The sequence below is a fragment of the Paenarthrobacter sp. TE3676 genome (assembly GCF_056279165.1).
On sequence record NZ_JBWBQU010000002.1, the window covers coordinates 644,323 to 662,024 of the forward strand.

Sequence of the window (17,702 nt, forward strand, 5' to 3'; positions counted from 1 at the left end):
GCCCATGTTTTCCGAAAACATGGGCGTTAACTGTCGTCTCGGCGGGCGGGTTCGGGTTCGGGCACGGCGGTCGCCTCATCGAAGCTCAGCAGCGTCAAAGCGTCCGACGACGGCGAACCGGCCTTCGCGGAATAGATCCTCAGCACCTGGTCGGGGTCGTCCGGGAGACTTAGCGTCTCAAAGTTCAGTTCCAGGTCACCCACAATCGGGTGGTGCAGCCGAACAGTTCCAGCGGATCGCGATGCCACCCTGTGCCCGGCCCACCACTGCCGGAAATGCTCGCTGTGTACGGCCAGCTCGCCCACGAGTTGGTTGGTCTGCGGATCGTTCGGATGCCGGCCCACGTCCATCCGGAGGGCGCCCACGGCTTCAGCGGCCACGGTTTTCCAGTCCCTGAACAATGCCCCGGCGGACGGGTCCAGAATGATCCAGCGCGTCAGGTTGCGCTCCGCGGCCGGCAGCGCAGTGAAGTCGGTGAAAAGCAGGTGAGCCATCCGGTTTCCGGCCAGGACATCGGCGCGCCTGCCCAGCACCATGGCCGGAACATCGCCGACGGCGTCGAGTAGCTGCCGGAGCCCGGGCCTCACCTTTTGCACGGGGCCGGGGTTGACTGCAGAACCCGCACAGTGCTCCAGCAGGTCCATCATGTGCGCCTGCTCCCCCGCGTCAAGGCGCAATGCGCGGGCAACAGAGTCGAGGACCGCCTTGGATGGGTGGATGTTGCGTCCCTGTTCCAGACGGGTGTAGTAATCGGTGCTCACTCCGGAGAGTCGGGCAACTTCTTCGCGACGGAGTCCGGGCACCCTGCGGGCACCGCTGGGCTCTTGCGCTCCAGCGTCCTCGGGTGAGAGGCGGGCACGCATGACCTTGAGGAATTTACCGAACTCGGCGCTTTGACCCATCCGTCCATTCTGCCGTTCGGGGCGTGTGAAAGACCACCATTTTGGGTAGGACTACCAGACCTAGGAAAAACAGGATCAGGTTGGATTGCTGACTCTGCCACCAAAAGTGCATAGGCTCAGTACAGAGCCTCCGAAAACGCTTTCTGGAGTGTCACCACCATAACCATTCCGTCGAAGGAGACCGTCATGCCAGAGCTGACATTGAACAACGGCGTCACCATCCCCCAGCTCGGATTCGGGGTCTTCCAAGTACCTGCTGAGGAAACGCAGAAGGTCGTGGAAGACGCCCTGGAAGCCGGCTACCGTCATATCGACACCGCGGCTGCCTACCGCAACGAGGCAGGAGTCGGCGCTGCCGTCGCGGCCTCGGGGATCCCCCGGGAAGAACTCTTTATCACCACCAAGCTCCGCAACGGGGAGCAAGGCGAGGCCTATGACGCCTTCCAGCGCAGCCGCGACGCCTTGGGCCTTGACGTTATCGACCTGTACCTCATCCACTGGCCTGTCCCGTCGCAGGGCCTCTACACGCAGGCATGGAAGGAAATGGAGAAGCTGTACCAGGACAAGCAGGTCCGGGCCATCGGCATCTCCAACTTCCTCTCGGACCACTTGGACACGTTGCTAAAAGAAGCAGATGTGGTTCCCGCCGTAAACCAGATTGAAGTCCACCCCACATACCAGCAGGGCGAACTGGCCAACAAGTGCCGCGACCTCAGCATCGCAGTGGAGGCCTACAGCCCGCTGGGGCAGGGCAAGGACCTGAACTCCGAGCAGGTGGCCCTGGTGGCTGCTGCCCACGGCACTACCCCTGCACAGGTGATTCTGGCCTGGCACCTCGCCCAGGGGACGATTGTGATCCCCAAGTCCGCGGACTCGAAGAGGATGCGCGAGAACTTCGGCGCGGCCGATCTCACCCTCACCGAATCCGAACTGGCTGCCATCACGGCACTCGAGGCGGGCGCCCGGATAGGGTCCGATCCCGCCGTCGCTGCTTTCACCCAGCTCTAAGCAGCTTTCACCCAGCTCTAAGAAAAGGACAAACATGCAGTACACGCATCTGGGCCGTTCCGGCCTGAAAGTTTCACGTCTTTGCCTGGGCACCATGAACTTCGGTCCGCAGACGGATGAAGCGACAGCCCACTCGATCATGGACTCCGCACTGGATTCCGGCATCAACTTCTTCGACACCGCCAACGTGTACGGAGGAACCGGGCACCGCGGATGGACCGAGGAAATCATCGGCCGATGGTTCGCGAAGGGCGGCGAGCGCCGCGAGCGCACCGTCCTGGCCACCAAGTTGTATGGCACCATGACGGACCGCCCCAACGAGTCCAAGCTGTCGGCGCTCAATATCCGCCGCGCACTCGATGCGAGCCTGAAGCGGCTGCAGACGGATTACATCGACATTTACCAGTTCCACCACATCGATCGGGATACGCCGTGGGACGAGATCTGGCAGGCTATCGAGGTAGCTGTCCAGCAGGGCAAGATCCTGTACTCGGGCAGCAGCAACTTTGCGGGTTGGCACATCGCCCAAGCCCAGGAAGCCGCCCGGAGGAGGAACTACACGGGCCTGGTCAGCGAGCAGTCCATCTACAACCTGTTCAGGCGCGAAGTTGAGCTTGAAGTCATTCCGGCCGCACAGCAATACGGCCTGGGCCTGATCCCCTGGTCCCCGCTGCAGGGTGGGCTCCTTGGTGGTGTGCTGAAGAAGGAAGAGCAGGGTGTTCGCCGTGCCGAGGGCCGGGCGCTTGAGACCCTCAAGAAGCATGAGGAACAGATCCGCCAGTACGAGGATTTTGCGGATGAGTTGGGCCACGCCCCCGGAGATGTAGCGCTGGCGTGGCTGCTTCACCAGCCTGCGGTGACAGCCCCGATCGTGGGGCCCCGAACCCAGGAACAGCTCGATGCCGCTATCCGCGCCCTGGACGTCACCCTGAACGAGGACGCCCTCAAGCGCCTCGACGACATCTTCCCGGGTCACCGCACTGCCCCCGAGGACTACGCCTGGTGAGCAGTTCTCTCCCCGACGCCCTCGGACCGGCAGCGGACACCGTCTCGCCGCGGAACATCCTTTTCATCGGCGGGACCGGGGTCATCAGTGCGGCGGCGGCTGAACGCGCCGTCGCATTGGGCCACCGGCTGACCATCCTCAACAGGGGAAGGTCAGCCGGCAGGCCGGTGCCGGAAGACGCGGAAGTACTCCATGCGGACGTCCGGGACGCCGCCGCCGTGCGCGAGGTACTTCAAGGAAGAGAGTTCGACGCCGTCGCGGACTTCATCTCGTACACACCGGACCAGGCGCGGGCCGGGTTGGAACTGTTCCGTGGGCGGACCGGACAGTACGTTTTCATCAGTTCCGCTTCGGCTTACCAGAAGCCACCCACTACGCTGCCGATTCTGGAATCGACGCCGCTGAAGAACCCGTTCTGGCAGTACTCTCGGGACAAGATCGCTTGCGAGGAACTGCTGTTCGAGGCCTACCGTGAGCAGGATTTCCCGCTGACCGTAGTGCGACCATCCCACACTTACGACCGGACCAAGATCGCCATGGTGGGCGGCTGGACCGACATCCACCGGATGCGGGCCGGAATGCCGATCATGGTGCACGGCGATGGAACGTCTCTCTGGACGCTGACCCACAGCCGGGACTTCGCCAAGGCGTTCGTCGGTCTTCTGGGCCGACCGCAAGCCGTGGGTGAGAGCTACACGATTACCTCGGACGAGTTCCTGCCGTGGAACCAGATCTACCGCTTGTTTGCGCGTGCGGCCGGGGTGGAGGAACCGGAACTGTTCCACGTTTCTTCGGACACCATCGCAGCCCACAGTTCCGAGCTCGGCCCCAATCTGTTGGGCGACCGCTCGCACTCCGTGGTGTTCGACAACTCTAAAATCAAGGCAATCGTCCCTGATTACAGGGCCACGATTCCGTTCGCGGACGGCGCCAGGGAGATCGTCGCGTGGCACGACGCCCACCCTGAGCTGCAGACAGTGAGCGAGGATTTTATGGAGTTGAGTGATCGGCTCCATGAATGGTCGCGGCGGTAGCTGTTGCCAAGCAGCAAGCGGCAAGCGTAGAACAGCAACAGACCCAAAGGAGATCACGCGCATGACAATTGCCCCGCTCATTGAACTCAACGACGGCCACAAGATCCCGCAACTGGGGCTCGGCACGTGGCCGTTGAATGATGTCCAGGTTGCCGATGCCGTGGTGGAGGCGGTATCTCACGGCTACCGGCACGTGGACACGGCGAAGAAGTATGGCAACGAGAAGGGCGTGGGCAACGGCATCCGGGCCTGCGGGGTGAATCGCGAAGAGCTCTTCATCACCACCAAATTGGATGGGGAATTCCAAGGTTCCGGCAAAGCCGTGGCAGGGCTGGACGGCTCGTTGGAGCGCTTGGGGCTGGAATACGTCGATCTCCTTTTGATCCATTGGCCGCTCCCCCGCCGGGGTGAGTTCGTGTCCACGTGGAAGACCTTCGAGGAACTGAAGGCCTCCGGCAAAGCACGGTCCATTGGTGTTTCCAACTTCAAGCCCTCCCACCTGGACCAACTGTTCAGGGAGACCGATGTTGTTCCTGCGGTCAACCAGATCCAGGTCAGCCCCTCCATCCCGCGGCCCGCCGCCCGGGCTTTCAACGAAGCGAATGGCATCCTCACCGAGTCGTACAGCCCGCTGGGTGCCGGCAGCGACCTCTTGAACGCGCCAGTGTTGGCCGGCATCGGCAATAAGTACGGTAAGACGCCGGGCCAGGTGGTCCTCCGATGGCACATCCAGCAGGGCTTGGTGGCCATACCCAAAACCGCGAATCCGCAGCGCATGAAGGAGAACTTGGACATTTTTGACTTCGAGCTGGATCACGACGACCTCACCAAGCTGCAAACCCTCGACGCCGGACCGGACGCCGGTGTGGACTCAGACGTACAGGGGCACTGAGCATGGGGACCAAAAAGGCACTGATCTGGGTTGGTTCGTACACAGCCGACAGGAATGGCAACGGCGAGGGCATCGTCGCACTTTCGGCCGATGATGACGGTCAGCTGACGTCCCTTGGTTTGGCGACTGCCGCCAACTCACCATCGTTCCTTGCACTGCACCCGTCACTCCCGGTGGTCTACGCCGTAGCCGAGGAAGGCAAGACCGTACGCGCGTATCGCCGGACGGGGGATGCTGGGCTGGAGGCTTTTGGCGATCCCTGGCCCGCAGGCGAAGCGACCTGCCACGTAGCCGCCGATCCGCAGGGACGCTTTATTGTGGCCACCTGTTGGGGTGACGGCCAAGTGATCTTGTACGAACTGGACGACGACGGCGCCATCACCTCGCGCACGATTGCGGCAGCCGCCGTCGATCCCCACACTGCAACATCTCCGGACGAGCCGCGCTCGAGTCGGGCGCATTCAAGCCTGATGCTCCCGGACGGCCGTGTCATGACCACAGACTTGGGGCATGATCTGGTCAGGGTGTGGCGGTACTCGCCCGGCGAAGGATTGCGGCAGGATCATCAGGTGATCCTGCCGGCGGGCTCCGGGCCCCGGCATATGGCCCGCCATCACAGCGGTACTGTGTTCGTGGACACGGAATATTCCGTGGAAGTAGCCGCACTTCGGATGGAACCGGACGGCACTTACGAGCTCACAACCATGGTTCCGGCGAGTGCCACCGGGGCAAAAGAGGGCGACGCCGGTGCGGAGATTGCGCTCTCGCCCGACGGCCGCTTCGCTTACGTTGGCGTGCGGGGATCCAACCGTATTTGTGTTTTGAAGGTGACCCACGGCGGGGCCGAGCTGGAGCCCGTCGCAGACGTGCCGTGCGGCGGCGAGTGGCCGCGCCACCACCTGGTCCGCGAAGGCTGGCTGTACGTCGCCAACGAAGGCTCGGACGACGTCGTGAGCTTCAAACTGGACCGTGAAACCGGCCTGCCGGACGGCGTTATGAGTCGGGTGGAGACGGGCTCTCCGAGCGTGCTGATTCCCGCCGTTTAACTGACGCCGAGATGGCATTTAATACGTATGATCCGCTCAGACATTGGTATTAAATGCCACCTCGGCGAGTCTTTTTAGACGGTCCAGACCTCGACGTCGTCCGTTCCGCAGATGAGCCTGCGACCGGTCGGTTCAAGGATGACCCAGAGCAATTCCTGGTGCTTGGAAACATCGTCCACGCGGCCGGTCCCGGCACCCCACGCTACGTCGTAGATCCACACGGGATCGCCGGAGCTGAGTTCAGTCCATTCTGCCGCCGGTACGTGGCGGTAATCGGCGGGCCTGTTCAGGATGGTGCTGGTCATGCCGACACTTCAGCGGCAGTGCGGCGGCGCCACACAGTGGGTACGCCATTGTGTGCCGGCAGAATGTGGCCTTCCGCGAAAACCTGGACGGCATCGGGATCGGAATCCGGGCTCCACAGGCCTGACGCCGGGCAGTGGGATCCGGTAGGCATGACGCGGGTGGCTCGTTCGCGCAGGAGGGCGATGCTCTTCATCGTTGAAACTCATCCTTGGAGGTAGATCGGGGGCGTTTTGTGAAGCAGATCTCTTCAACCCTATGCAAGTCACGCGAGCTTGGTTATGGGCAAGTGCATAACGTTTCCCGCCAGCGCCATGCAGAGGCACAGTGAAAAGTCCGCGCAATTTCAGCTAGAAACGGTGCAAGCGCTTCCAATAAACGGAACCGAAGCAGCCCGTCATAATCCGAAATGCCTGCTATCTATGGCATGAGATCACGGAAGCGCTTACAGTTGTGACGTGCCACACAGCATCCTTGTCCCACAGCACTGTCGCTTAGCGGAAGGTTCCATCACTTGTTATCTCGCAGCAATAGACACCACCTCTGCCCCCAGCGCCCACCACTCGGCCGAATCGCAGCAATTGTGCTGACGACGGCGGCACTCACCGCCTCGGCCGTCCTCCCCGCAGGTGCCGCACCAGCCAGCACACCCGATCCGGCCGCCCAGCACTCAATCCGAGGCGGTGTCAGCGACCAGAACTTCTACTTCGTCATGGCCGACCGCTTCAACAACGGCACCAAGACCAACGACGACGGCGGGCTGGGTACCGATCCGATGGTGTCCGGCTTTGACCCCACCCGCAAAGGCTTCTTCAACGGCGGCGACTTAAAGGGCCTCCAGGACCAGCTGGACTACATTCAAGGGCTGGGCACCAATTCCCTCTGGCTCACACCGAGCTTCAAGAACAAGGCGGTTCAGGGTGACGGCACCCTGGCGAACAGTTCGGCCGGCTACCACGGGTACTGGGTCACGGACTTCACCCAGATCGACCCCCACTTGGGCACCAACGCCGAGTTGAAGACCCTCATCGATGCCGCACACGCCCGTGGCATGAAGGTGTACTTCGACATCATCACCAACCACACCGCGGACGTGATCCAGTATGAGGAGACCGCCTCGGCTCCCTACATTTCCAAGGAAGCGGAACCCTATCTGACCGCTGCCGGGGAGGTCTTCGATGACCGCGACTATGCCGGGACGCAGGACTTCCCCGCGCTGGATCCGGCGACGTCCTTCCCGTACACGCCAGTGGTCCCCGAGGCAGAGAAGGACGTCAAGGTTCCGTCCTGGCTGAACGACCCCACGCTCTATCACAACCGCGGCAACACGAACTTTGCCGGTGAGGACTCCCTCTACGGCGACTTCTTTGGGCTGGATGACCTGTTCACCGAGAACCCGAAGGTGGTGAACGGGATGATGGACGTCTATAAAACGTGGATCCGCGACTTCGGGATCGACGGCTTCCGCATCGACACCATGAAGCACGTCAACGACGAATTCTGGCAGCAGTTCGGACCCCAGGTTCTCAGCTATGCCAAGGAACAAGGCAAGGACGAGTTCTTCATGTTCGGCGAGGTCTTCGACACCTCCAAGAGCATCACGTCCAAGTTCACCACCAAGAACCAGATGCAGGCGGTGCTGGACTTCGGCTTCCAAGGAGCGGCCCGGAGCTTCGCGTCCCAGAGCAGCAAGGCAACCGGCCTGGCGGACTTCTTCAATGGGGATGACTGGTACACGGATGCCGACTCCAACGTCTACCAACTGCCTACCTTCCTGGGCAACCACGACATGGGCCGCATCGGCACCTTCATCGCCCAGGACAACGTAGGAGCAACCGAGGGCGAACTGGTGGAACGCGACGAGCTCGCCCATGAGTTGATGTACTTCTCGCGCGGCAACCCCGTGATCTATTACGGCGACGAGCAGGGCTTCACCGGTGCCGGCGGGGACCAGGATTCACGGCAGACGATGTTCGCGAGCAAGGTCCAGGAATACCTGGATGACGATCTCTTGGGCACCGGCTCCACCCACGCCACGGACAACTTCGACACCCAGCACCCGCTGTACAAAAAGATCAGCGAACTCGCGGCCCTCACGGCTGAGCATCCAACGCTCCGTAGCGGTGCCCAGCAGAACCGCTTTGCAGCGGATGGTGCAGGGATCTACGCCTTCTCCCGCATCGACGCCAAGGACCAGCGCGAGTACATCGTTGCCGTAAACAACAGCGAGACCGCCCAGACCGCGGCGATCCCCACGTATGAAGCCAAGCAGCCGTTCAAGCTGATCTACGGTGACGCCGCGAAGAACGCCAAGACCGACTCCCAGGCAAACCTGGCCGTCACCGTCCCGCCGCTTTCGGCTGTGGTTTACGAAGCAGCGGGGCGACTTGCCAAATCCAAGGCAGCACCCGGCGTCGTGCTCAAGAAACCAGTCACCGCGGCTGGTGACGCTGCTCGCCTGAAGGTGACGGCCGACGTCGACGGTAACTCGTTCTACGAAGTCACCTTCCAGGCGCGCACTGCTGGCGGCGAGTGGACGCCGATCGGCACCGACGACAACGCGCCCTACCAGGTGTTCCACGACGTATCGTCCGTGGAGGCGGGGTCCTCAGTGGAGTATCGCGCCGTGGTGTTGGACAACCGCGGGCAGACGTCGACGAGTGAGCCGAAGAGCGGCGTCGTGGGAGAACCAACCCAACCCGAAACCGTCACCGTCGCTGGCAGCCTCAACACCGAACTGGGTTGCACCGAGGACTGGCAGCCGGGCTGCGAGCAAGCGCTCATGAGCTACGAGCCGACGCATCGGTTGTGGCAACTGAACGTCCCCAACCTGCCGGCGGGCAGCTACGAGTTCAAGGCTGCGCTCAACGGCACCTGGGACGAAAACTACGGTGCCGGTGGCGAGTTGGACGGACCCAACGTGGTGTTCCAGCACGCTGGCGGCGCTGTCACGTTCCTGTACGACCACGCCACCAACGTGATCAGCGCAGCGGTTCCGGGCCAGCAGCCAGCGGCGGTCTCCGTGCCGGGAAGCCTGAACTCCGAGCTCGGCTGCGCGGGTGATTGGATGCCGGATTGCGCCCAGGCCCAGCTGGCATTGGATGCCGCTGATGGACTCTGGAAGCTCACTGTGCCCGATCTCGCCGCAGGAAGTTACGAGTTCAAGGCCGCCATCAACGGCTCATGGGCCGAGAATTACGGCCTGTCCGGAGCCCCGAACGGCAGCAACATCGCGTTGAAGCACGACGGCGGCCCGGTCACCTTCCGGTACGACGCCGCCAGCCATCTGGTCACCGTCCGCTAACCCAAGTAGGTCGCAGTTGAGGCCGTTTTGAACTGTCAGAACGGCCTCAACTGCTACTCAGATGGGCTTATTTGTAATTCAGGCTCAGGAACATCGCCTTCAGCTGGGCGTACTGCGTGGTATTCATCCAGGCCTTGGCAGCTTCCGGGGTGGCAAAGGCGGGCTGCTTGGCGGGATCGAAAACCGCGTAGGCACTCATGATGCCGTTAGGTACGCGGATCTGATTGATGCCAGAACCTGTTTCACCGGCTTGCATCTCGGAGCCCAGGCGAACGTCCATGATGTAGGTGGGTGTCTCGTCCAGCGGCGTGGCCGGAGCTTCCTCTCCCGGGTGCGTCATGACGGCCGCCTGGTGGGCAAAGAACCCGAACTGCACGGGGTCGTTGGGCGAAGTTGAGGACACAACACCAGGTACTACGGCACGGTCATAAACGGTTCTCTTCACCCAGCCGCCCGTCCCATCCGCGTAGTTTCCATTGAACAGGCGGGCTACCTCTGCCCCAGCGCCATCGAATACAGTCACAATGCGCGAGGCTTCCGCAGTCCCGGGCGGATCGAATGGTCCTTGTTCCGCCCGGATACTCCAGCCGACCGGATAGTTGAAGGACAAATGCCCGTCCGGGAAAGTGTAGGTCTGGGTGGTCGGCGCCTGCACGGGTGGCACCACTGGCGCCGAGGCGACAGCTGGAGGTGTGGCGGGTGCGGGCACTTGGGTGGGCGTCGGTGTAGGTGTGGCGGTGGGCGTTGCGGTCGGAGTAACTGAGGGCGTCGGAGTAGGGGTCACCGAAACGCTGGGCGTGGGTGTCGCTTCTGTGGACGCAACCGTGACGGCAGGCGCTGGCGCGGTGTTAATCGAGCCAAAGTTGGCGGCCACAAGCACTCCCGCTGTAACGGCAGCAGCTCCGAGCAACAGTCCCCCGGCAATCTGGGCTTTGCGTCGCCTGCGCTGTTCCAGGGACGTCACTGCGGCGATCGGGCGGCTGTCGCTGAACACCGTGGTGCCCGACAGAATTTTGTGGAGCGCTTCTTCGCCGTTGGGTTCCGCCACTGGATCGATAGTGAGCGGGTCAATCGCTGATATCTGGTTCTTGATCGGATCCATTGACTTCAGACCCCCATCTTCTGTGTAGTCGATTCGGCCCCTGCAGGCAGTTGTTTTCTGAAGGCTGTCCGTGCCCGGTGAAGGCGGACTTTAGCCGCCGATTCGCTGCACTGCAGCACCTTGGCTATATCGGCGCTCCCCAAACCGTCCCAGTACGCCATCTGCAAAATGTCGCGGTCCTTCTCGCGCAGGCGTTCCATCGCATCCTGGACAGCAACGTTCTCGGAGTCGTCACCAAACCGTTGGACCGCCGTCGTCCGCAGCTTTTCCTGTAGCGCCAGGCGCCTGTCACGGCTCCTGTACGCATTTCCCACCAGGTTCCGTGCAACCGTCAAGAGGTACGGGAGGTCCGGGCGGGAATCGTCGGTCCATTTTTGCCATACGACCCGGAACACGTCGGCCGCGATCTCTTCAGCTACCTCCGCGGATTCAACCCGTCGGCAGACGAACTTGAAAACGGATGGGTAGCTGTCTTTGTGAATGGCGATGAACGCCAATTCGCGCTCTGAAAGCACGATTGTTCCCCCTGATAATTAGAGCCCTGAACTGCAGGATACTTGTATAGTTTCCGGCCGGGCGGCCAGGGTTACAGGCGGTGAAAGATTTCCCCGATCGGTGTCAGAAATCCCTGTCCAACGTCCCCGGTTCGGTCAGCGGCGCCAGCGAGCAGGCGACTCCTGCAGGAGAACTGACGGCCGACGTCGGCGTCCAGACCAAGTTTGCGGCCGCGCCTGAAGTCCTAACACCGGCGCCACCGCTCGCCGCGCTACCCAGGAGCACTGTGACTACTGTGCGGGGAATTCCGCCCACTGTTTCGGTTGCAGCCGTCATGGTGGCGTTGAACACCACGGACTTACGATTCTTTGCGTAGTTCTGCTTCAGGTTGACTGATCCGAGGTTGACGCTGCTCCCGGTCCGTTGCACGTCGACTACATCCTGCCCATTACCCAGGCCCAGCAGGTTGCCGTCCCGCAATCGAACTGTCACGGGAAGGGGCGCCCCCGCCCAGCCCGGACTGACAGTTGCCAAGTTGACCTGCTGGCTGTAGACGAAGCTCATCGAGTCGCCTGGTTCGAGCTTTCCCTGGATGGCTCCACCGTTGGTGGTTCGTATGTCGGCAGCACGGAGCGGGCTGTTGTCCACCCTCTTGGCCGCCACCGTTGCGGAAATGACTTCCTTCCCGTTGCGGTCAGTGAGTACCGCCCGGAGGTCGTAGATTCCGTCGGTGTAACCGGCCGTGTTCCAACTGCAACCGTAGGGGGCAGCAGCAATGGTGCAGAGGGTGCTCCAGCTTGTTGACCCGGCGGGTGCGACTTGGATCCGAACAGAAGCGACGCCGGCAGTCGAGTTCGCTGCGGCGGTCAGAGGCACGGCACCCGTCAGGTAAGCGCCGGGATCCTCCAAGGAGACCGATGCCACCGTGTTGTCGACAGTTCTACTCAGGGTCGCGGAGGTAGCACTGTTTCCCGAGGCATCCACACTGATGGCCCTGAAGGAGTAGCCGCCGTCGGCCACGGTGGTGGTATCGAAGCGGCAAGCGTAGGGGCTCTCCGTTAGCGCGCACAAGGTGGTCCAGGTGTTTGTCCCGGTGCGGGCGTACTGAAGGCTGACTTGGGCAACCCCGGAATGAGCGTCCGTGGACGTGGCGGCCAAAGTACGCACGCCGCTGAGTGGTGTTCCCGGGTCCGTCATGGTCACCGCGGGAGCCACGTTATCCACGGTGATGTCCGTGACCACCGCCGAATAAGTGGAGGTCAGACCCGCGACAGCAACCGCCCGAAGATCGTAGGTTTCATTCGCCGTGAAGGCTGTGTTCCACGTGCAGTTATACGGAACCGTCACATCAAGGCACAGAATGCTCCACTTGTTGGCCCCTGCCAAGGAGTACTCAACCCGGACGCTGTAAAGCGGGTGAGCGGCGCCGAGCAGGCTGGTGGACAGAGGAACGTTGCCGCGAACCGCTTCGGCCGGGCTAGCCAGGACCACCAGCAGGTTGTTGGCGACAGTTGTGGCGCGGAGGGCGCTAACAGAGGTGAGCCCGGCGTTATCCGCAGCCCGCGCGCGGAGACTGTAGCCGCCGTCGGGCACTGATTTGGTGTTCCAGTGGCAGGTGGCTGCGGCGGTGGCAGCTGAACAGATGGTGGTCCAGGTGGTTGTACCGTCGCGGAGGTACTCGACGTCGATGCTCCGGATGCCGGACTCGGCGTCCTGCGCTGATGCCGAGATGGTAACGGTGTCCTTGACCGAGTCGCCGGGGTCCGCGAGCGCTACGGTGGGCGGGTTCCAATCCGGGGAGGCCGCCCAACCGTTCCCGGACGTGGACGTGACCGATGTGAAGGCGGCGGCGGACGTACCAGCCGTGGCGCCCAGGATTACCAGGACAGCAATGACCGCAGCAAGGAGGAACGCCGCTGTGCCCTTGACGCGCGGGTTGGCCCACAGCGTGGGCCAGGCAGCGGTGGGTCCGGCATCGGTGGGTCCGGCATCGGTGGGTCCGACCCCGACGGCGGAAGGTCGCCCTCGGCTGTTCCGTTGGGGGCCGGGTGTTCGCGTTTCGCCTGCGGAGCCACCCACGTAGATGGCGCAGAGCACGGCCAGAAGCGTTCCCACAGACCAAATGGCGATCTGCGGGAACGTCCCGTGGGAGATCCAGAGTCCGGGTAAGCCGACCATCGGCACCAGGATGCGGGCCCTGCCGCTGATCTGGTCGCGCTTCATCGGCGTGCTGTCTACGTCCATGTTGGCGTCGCCGGCTGTCACGTAGGTGCCGTCATTGTTGGCACCGACCACGCGATGAAGCCGTGTTTTTGCTGTTCCGTCGGGTTCAGCCTCGGCTGGACTCAGATAGGCCACCACGCCGCCAACCGGAACGGGTTCGGCGTCGGAAAGCTCAGAGGTGAGGACTACGTCGCCGGGGCTGATGTGCGGTTCCATGGAACCGCTTTGAACCACACTCCCGTTCCAACCGAGTAGAGCTGGAAAGAGAGCGATCACCGCTAGGCTCAGGGAAATGCCCAAATAGACCCTGGCGATAATGCCCACGACGAATGGAACCCATCCCTCAGCGGAGAACAGGGCCGACCCGGCGCTGTCCTTGGTGTCCAATCCCACGTCGAAGCAAAGAGTCCAATCAGCCTACGGCGTAGGTGCGGTGTCTGATTGCAGTTCCCACACAAGGTCAATGCTGACCCGGGCGCCCTGCAAAGCGTTCACCTGTTCCTGAGTCAGGCCAGTGGTGTCGAATCGCCATGTTCCGCGATAGCTCTGGGTTTCACCGGGCGTGCCAGTTGTGTCCCAAGAGGATCCGCCGGTTGCGAAGTCGCGGTTTTGGGTTGACAGTGTGGAAAGAGGAAGCGCCGGAACCGTGTTGGCGATGGGCGTAAAGCCCGTGCAGTCATTGAAAGATCCGCCAGTGCCCTGCTCCAGATCGAAGAAGATCTGGTTTTCAAGGCCGCGGTCGGCGATCAGGTTTTGTGTATAGGCACGGACTTCTCCGGCAACGTTCGAATTCGATGTGACCACAATGCATTTCTGGCCGGTCTGTCCGGGGACGATGTTCTCCACTGTGAATGCCGCGGCGCCGAGGTCATCGTCAGCCAACGTGACGTTGCCGGTGCTCCAGGCACTTCCGGAGTTGCGCGTGGATGCCGTGAACGCGGCTTGCGAGCCCTGCCAGACCATTGCGCCGGCAATAAGTATTGCGATAGGCCCAGCGGTGAAGGCCGCAATGGCCCTTGTACGTGAGGAAGGGGTTTTCATGGTGCGAATCCTTTGTTTGAGACCGGTCCGAGGCCGCACGCTGGGAAGCATCGAGACCAGGCACCCCATTCACTGCGTAACGACGAGCCCAGAATACGGTAAATATGGGCCTCTATCTACGAGTTAGTCATGTAATTGACATTTTAGTCATTGACTTGTCACTCTATGTCACACTCGATATTGTTCGGGGTGATTTTCTGTTTCGTGAAGTTTTGCCCGCAACGTCCCTGCGGCGTTGCCGCGCCGCACGATATGTTCGATGCACAGACCCCGAACGAAGGCGTAAACAACCATGGTGGAAACAGGACCCGCTGCAGACTGGGCCCGTAAGCAGGTAAACCACAACCGTGTGCCGGTATCGGTTCTGGGCGTCGCGTCGAGCCACGGCATTGAGGACATTGTGGCCTTCGGGTCCGACGGCGGCAGGCACGCCACAGCCGACGACCACTTCGCGCTGTTCTCGGTCACCAAGCCGATCAGCGCACTCACGGTCATGCGACAGGTTGAGTCGGGGAAACTTGCGCTTGCAGCTTCGCTCGGTGACGCGCTGCCGGGCTTTGGCGTCGGCCGCACGGACACCGTGACCCTTGATCAGCTGCTCAGCCACCGTTCCGGAATTTCCGACCCAGCGCTCGACGACGGCACTCCCCTCCGCGAAGCGCTCACCTCAGCGGGGCAAGCCTTTTACGCCGGCTCCCTGGTCCAGTACTGCAACATCGCTTTCGAGGGCGCAGCGGCAATGGCCGAATGGACCGACGGACGCCCGTTCGAGGATCAGCTCCTGGCCTTGGCTGCGGACACGGGAGCCCACGGCCTTACGTTTAACACGGAGTGCAATCCGCACACCGTCCACGGCGCCGACACTGCGGGCCTTGATGTCCAGGCCATGTACAAGAACAGGCATCCCGGAGCCGGCCTGTTCGGCACGGCCACGGATCTCCTCAATCTTGGTACTGAGCTCCTTCGGAATTCCGGAAAAGCTGTTCGGCCAGCAACGCTGGCTGCCATGCGGAGGCCCCGAACCAGGGAGGTTTCCCACATCACCACCCGGCCGCAGCCGCTCCGCCACACCGGGCTCGGGTTCCAGATGCCCGCCAACGAGTCAGATCTGTTCGCGCAGGGGATTTATGGGCACCCGGGCTGGTCCGGAACGGAGTGGTGGATGTTCCCGGAGCAGGATCGCTGCGTTGTGTTCCTGACCAACGTGCTGGACACCCCGGACCGCGGTGTGGACACGAACGAGCTCTTCAACGCGGTGGCAGCTTCCTAACCCAAGTGAGTCGCAGTACAGCGCGTTTTGAGGGCTCTAAACGCGCTGTACTGCGACTCAGTTGGGCGTCGCTGGCCGTGTTACGCGCCCACGCACCGCGGACACCGCCCAAACAATCACGAACAGCCCCACCAGGATCAAGCCGGCGTCACCAAGGTCAATGCTGCCAAGCCACGTGGTGAGGGGATCCTCCAACTCAAAGGCAGCGTTGACGAATCCCCCCAGGGTGATCACTGCGATGAACAGCGCCGAGACCGCTGAGATGCCGGTAATCACGGCGTTGAATCCGAGCTTCCGTCTCGGGTTGTGGATGGCCGATTTATACATCTTCATCATGGCCACGCCGTTGACGGAATCGCACAGGGTCATGGCGGCGGTGAACGCGAGCGGAAGGGCCATCAAGGCAAGCGGCGAGACCCCGGCGAGTGACGCCGTCGTGGTGATGACCAGCAGCCCGATGGTGGTGGCGGTGTCGAACCCGAGCCCGAACAGGAAACCGATCACGTAGATGTTCCGTGGCCGCTCCACCTTGGACAGCGGTTTGGCGAGCAACCGGGCTACGAAGCCTTTCGCTTCAAGGTCTTCGGGACGTGCCTCGCTTCCGCGCCGCACCTGACGGTAGACGCTCGTGGCGCGAAAGAACGCCGAGCCGTTGAACAAGCCCATAGCCAGCAGGAACAGCCCGGAAACACCACTGCCGATCAGGCCCAACACCTTGTTTCCAGTGGTCCCGTCCTCCATGAACTGCCCGATCAGTGTCGCACCCGCAACCACCAGCAGCCCGGCCAGGATCACCACGGAGCTGTGGCCCAAGCTGAACGCGAACCCCACACTCACAGGATCCTTGTGTTGTGCCACGAATTTTCGCGTGGAATTGTCGATTGCAGCGATGTGGTCCCAGTCGTAACTGTGCTTGATTCCGGCCACGTAGGCGGTGATCAGCAGCCCCAGCGCCAACGGCTGCGCGCCACCCGCTGACCCAACAAGCAACAGCACGACGGCGGCAAGGTGCAAAGCGGCGACGGCGCCGAACGTGAACAACAGCCGGGTACGCAAGGACAACGTCTCCCGCTCCCGGTACATGGTGGCGAACTCGGTCAGCGCAGTCATTAATACTTCCTCAGGTTCAAGGGCGCCTGCCCGTACCAACGTTCCCGCAGGACGCCGGTGCAAGCACCCAGCAAATTGTTGAGTTCCTCAGTGCTGTTGGACAACGATCGCAGCACAATCCCGGCAGTCCCGGCAATAGTCGCAGTCAAGGACACCCCCGTATGAGCGTCAAATCCACGGACTATTTGGTCCAGCTCATCAGCAAGCCTCTGGTCCACCCTCGGATCCACCACCACCAACGACCCCAAATGGCTGAAGCCCTCCATGAACCCCATCCCGGTCACATCGTTGCAGGGTGGCCGGATCAGCAGATTGTCCAGCGCCAACAACTTGGACCCATCACCGGTCTCCACCCGGATCTCGTTGCGCAGCCGCACCTCTTCGTACCTGAACGCCCCGCCATCCGGGGACCATCCCGGCGTGATGACCTCGGCCATGACAAGGCTCGACGTCGGATGGAGACTGATGTGCGAATTCTGCCGATAGCTCGCTTGCCGATACGCAATCAACTGATCGGGCATCAGCTCCAATCGCGAGCCTTCCCCCAGCCGCACAGTCATCCGCTGCTCAGCGAACGACCCCGGAGTCCGATACACCTTGGTGGCCGACTGAGTGGTCAGCAACAGATCCGCCCCGGCCTCGACCTCCACGTCAACAACAAACAGATCCGACCCAAGATAGGCCCCGCCCGGATTGACCATGACATAACAAACCTGCCCGGACTCATCCAAATAGTGCGGCCGCAACACCCTCAACACGCCCTCATGAAACTGCCGCGAAGCAACTGACCGCCCGCCCCGCACACTAATGCCCAACTCCAACCGCCCCCGCACCCCCTCCCTAAAAGCCAACCCAGCGTGGGGCTCTACGTTCCCCAAAGTGGCGGTCATCGTGTGATGCCCACTGTCTCAAGGTGACCGAGAGCCGAGGCTGCGTAGCCGGGGATAAGGGGCCGCGGCGTGGCGG

At 62.2% G+C, this 17,702-nt stretch carries 16 protein-coding genes; 7 read left to right on the forward strand and 9 right to left on the reverse strand.

Annotation, left to right across the window (positions count from 1 at the left end):
- Positions 1-26: 26 nt before the first annotated feature.
- Complete coding sequence (locus tag ACZ881_RS06960) at positions 27-902, reverse strand: helix-turn-helix transcriptional regulator (protein ID WP_476113595.1); 876 nt, start codon at positions 900-902, stop codon at positions 27-29.
- 186 nt (positions 903-1,088) lie between these two features.
- Between ACZ881_RS06960 and ACZ881_RS06965 the strand changes: the two genes are divergently transcribed.
- The 5 genes from ACZ881_RS06965 (at position 1,089) to ACZ881_RS06985 (ending at position 5,888) form a co-directional block, all read left to right on the forward strand.
- Positions 1,089-1,910, forward strand: coding sequence for an aldo/keto reductase (locus ACZ881_RS06965; protein ID WP_476113598.1), 822 nt, complete (start codon positions 1,089-1,091; stop codon positions 1,908-1,910).
- Between the two features lie 34 nt (positions 1,911-1,944).
- Positions 1,945-2,916: an aldo/keto reductase gene (locus ACZ881_RS06970; RefSeq protein ID WP_091464631.1), complete on the forward strand. Its 972-nt coding sequence runs from the start codon at positions 1,945-1,947 to the stop codon at positions 2,914-2,916.
- Positions 2,913-3,950 (forward strand): NAD-dependent epimerase/dehydratase family protein, encoded by a 1,038-nt coding sequence (locus tag ACZ881_RS06975; protein WP_476113602.1) that lies wholly within the window; start codon positions 2,913-2,915, stop codon positions 3,948-3,950. The genes ACZ881_RS06970 and ACZ881_RS06975 overlap by 4 nt, the downstream gene beginning before the upstream one ends.
- A 61-nt stretch (positions 3,951-4,011) precedes the next feature.
- The gene (locus ACZ881_RS06980; protein ID WP_476113604.1) at positions 4,012-4,842 is read left to right on the forward strand and encodes an aldo/keto reductase; all 831 of its coding nucleotides are present in this window, start codon (positions 4,012-4,014) and stop codon (positions 4,840-4,842) included.
- A gap of 2 nt (positions 4,843-4,844) precedes the next feature.
- Positions 4,845-5,888: a lactonase family protein gene (locus tag ACZ881_RS06985; protein ID WP_476113606.1), complete on the forward strand. Its 1,044-nt coding sequence runs from the start codon at positions 4,845-4,847 to the stop codon at positions 5,886-5,888.
- A 74-nt stretch (positions 5,889-5,962) separates the two neighbouring features.
- Here the strand turns inward: ACZ881_RS06985 and ACZ881_RS06990 are convergent, their stop codons facing one another.
- A complete protein-coding gene (locus ACZ881_RS06990) occupies positions 5,963-6,193 on the reverse strand; it encodes a hypothetical protein (protein WP_054808809.1) in 231 nt (76 codons plus the stop codon).
- The gene (locus tag ACZ881_RS06995; RefSeq protein WP_017197046.1) at positions 6,190-6,387 is read right to left on the reverse strand and encodes a hypothetical protein; all 198 of its coding nucleotides are present in this window, start codon (positions 6,385-6,387) and stop codon (positions 6,190-6,192) included. The genes ACZ881_RS06990 and ACZ881_RS06995 overlap by 4 nt, the downstream gene beginning before the upstream one ends.
- Positions 6,388-6,705: 318 nt before the next feature.
- Between ACZ881_RS06995 and ACZ881_RS07000 the strand changes: the two genes are divergently transcribed.
- Positions 6,706-9,495: an alpha-amylase family glycosyl hydrolase gene (locus tag ACZ881_RS07000; RefSeq protein ID WP_476113609.1), complete on the forward strand. Its 2,790-nt coding sequence runs from the start codon at positions 6,706-6,708 to the stop codon at positions 9,493-9,495.
- 67 nt (positions 9,496-9,562) lie between these two features.
- On the opposite strand, the gene ACZ881_RS07005 is transcribed toward ACZ881_RS07000, so the two are convergent.
- The 4 genes from ACZ881_RS07005 to ACZ881_RS07020 all read right to left on the reverse strand — a co-directional run bounded on the left by ACZ881_RS07005 (position 9,563) and on the right by ACZ881_RS07020 (position 14,356).
- Entirely contained in the window at positions 9,563-10,597 is a 1,035-nt protein-coding gene (locus tag ACZ881_RS07005) for a hypothetical protein (protein ID WP_476113611.1), read from the reverse strand.
- A gap of 5 nt (positions 10,598-10,602) precedes the next feature.
- Positions 10,603-11,112, reverse strand: a complete 510-nt coding sequence (locus tag ACZ881_RS07010) for an RNA polymerase sigma factor (RefSeq protein WP_420179727.1) — start codon at positions 11,110-11,112, stop codon at positions 10,603-10,605.
- Between the two features lie 103 nt (positions 11,113-11,215).
- Positions 11,216-13,708: a signal peptidase I gene (locus tag ACZ881_RS07015; protein WP_476113613.1), complete on the reverse strand. Its 2,493-nt coding sequence runs from the start codon at positions 13,706-13,708 to the stop codon at positions 11,216-11,218.
- A gap of 24 nt (positions 13,709-13,732) precedes the next feature.
- Positions 13,733-14,356, reverse strand: coding sequence for a hypothetical protein (locus ACZ881_RS07020; protein ID WP_429331031.1), 624 nt, complete (start codon positions 14,354-14,356; stop codon positions 13,733-13,735).
- Between the two features lie 292 nt (positions 14,357-14,648).
- Here ACZ881_RS07020 and ACZ881_RS07025 point away from each other — a divergent pair, with 292 nt between their 5' ends.
- Entirely contained in the window at positions 14,649-15,626 is a 978-nt protein-coding gene (locus ACZ881_RS07025; RefSeq protein ID WP_476113616.1) for a serine hydrolase domain-containing protein, read from the forward strand.
- A 57-nt stretch (positions 15,627-15,683) separates the two neighbouring features.
- On the opposite strand, the gene ACZ881_RS07030 is transcribed toward ACZ881_RS07025, so the two are convergent.
- Both ACZ881_RS07030 and ACZ881_RS07035 read right to left on the reverse strand, forming a co-directional pair.
- Positions 15,684-16,736, reverse strand: coding sequence for a HoxN/HupN/NixA family nickel/cobalt transporter (locus ACZ881_RS07030; RefSeq protein WP_476113617.1), 1,053 nt, complete (start codon positions 16,734-16,736; stop codon positions 15,684-15,686).
- Positions 16,736-17,626: an urease accessory protein UreD gene (locus tag ACZ881_RS07035; RefSeq protein ID WP_476113619.1), complete on the reverse strand. Its 891-nt coding sequence runs from the start codon at positions 17,624-17,626 to the stop codon at positions 16,736-16,738. Before ACZ881_RS07035 ends, ACZ881_RS07030 begins: the two co-directional genes overlap by 1 nt.
- Between the last annotated feature and the right edge of the window lie 76 nt (positions 17,627-17,702).

What these genes read in the sequence shown, in the direction of transcription:
- ACZ881_RS06960 (WP_476113595.1), bottom strand. Translation starts at nt 902, where the DNA reads ATGGGTCAAAGCGCCGAGTTCGGTAAATTCCTCAAGGTCATGCGTGCC.
- ACZ881_RS06965 (WP_476113598.1), top strand. Translation starts at nt 1,089, where the DNA reads ATGCCAGAGCTGACATTGAACAACGGCGTCACCATCCCCCAGCTCGGA.
- ACZ881_RS06970 (WP_091464631.1), top strand. Translation starts at nt 1,945, where the DNA reads ATGCAGTACACGCATCTGGGCCGTTCCGGCCTGAAAGTTTCACGTCTT.
- ACZ881_RS06980 (WP_476113604.1), top strand. Translation starts at nt 4,012, where the DNA reads ATGACAATTGCCCCGCTCATTGAACTCAACGACGGCCACAAGATCCCG.
- ACZ881_RS06985 (WP_476113606.1), top strand. Translation starts at nt 4,845, where the DNA reads ATGGGGACCAAAAAGGCACTGATCTGGGTTGGTTCGTACACAGCCGAC.
- ACZ881_RS06990 (WP_054808809.1), bottom strand. Translation starts at nt 6,193, where the DNA reads ATGACCAGCACCATCCTGAACAGGCCCGCCGATTACCGCCACGTACCG.
- ACZ881_RS06995 (WP_017197046.1), bottom strand. Translation starts at nt 6,387, where the DNA reads ATGAAGAGCATCGCCCTCCTGCGCGAACGAGCCACCCGCGTCATGCCT.
- ACZ881_RS07005 (WP_476113611.1), bottom strand. Translation starts at nt 10,597, where the DNA reads ATGGATCCGATCAAGAACCAGATATCAGCGATTGACCCGCTCACTATC.
- ACZ881_RS07020 (WP_429331031.1), bottom strand. Translation starts at nt 14,356, where the DNA reads ATGAAAACCCCTTCCTCACGTACAAGGGCCATTGCGGCCTTCACCGCT.
- ACZ881_RS07025 (WP_476113616.1), top strand. Translation starts at nt 14,649, where the DNA reads ATGGTGGAAACAGGACCCGCTGCAGACTGGGCCCGTAAGCAGGTAAAC.
- ACZ881_RS07030 (WP_476113617.1), bottom strand. Translation starts at nt 16,736, where the DNA reads ATGACTGCGCTGACCGAGTTCGCCACCATGTACCGGGAGCGGGAGACG.
- ACZ881_RS07035 (WP_476113619.1), bottom strand. Translation starts at nt 17,626, where the DNA reads ATGACCGCCACTTTGGGGAACGTAGAGCCCCACGCTGGGTTGGCTTTT.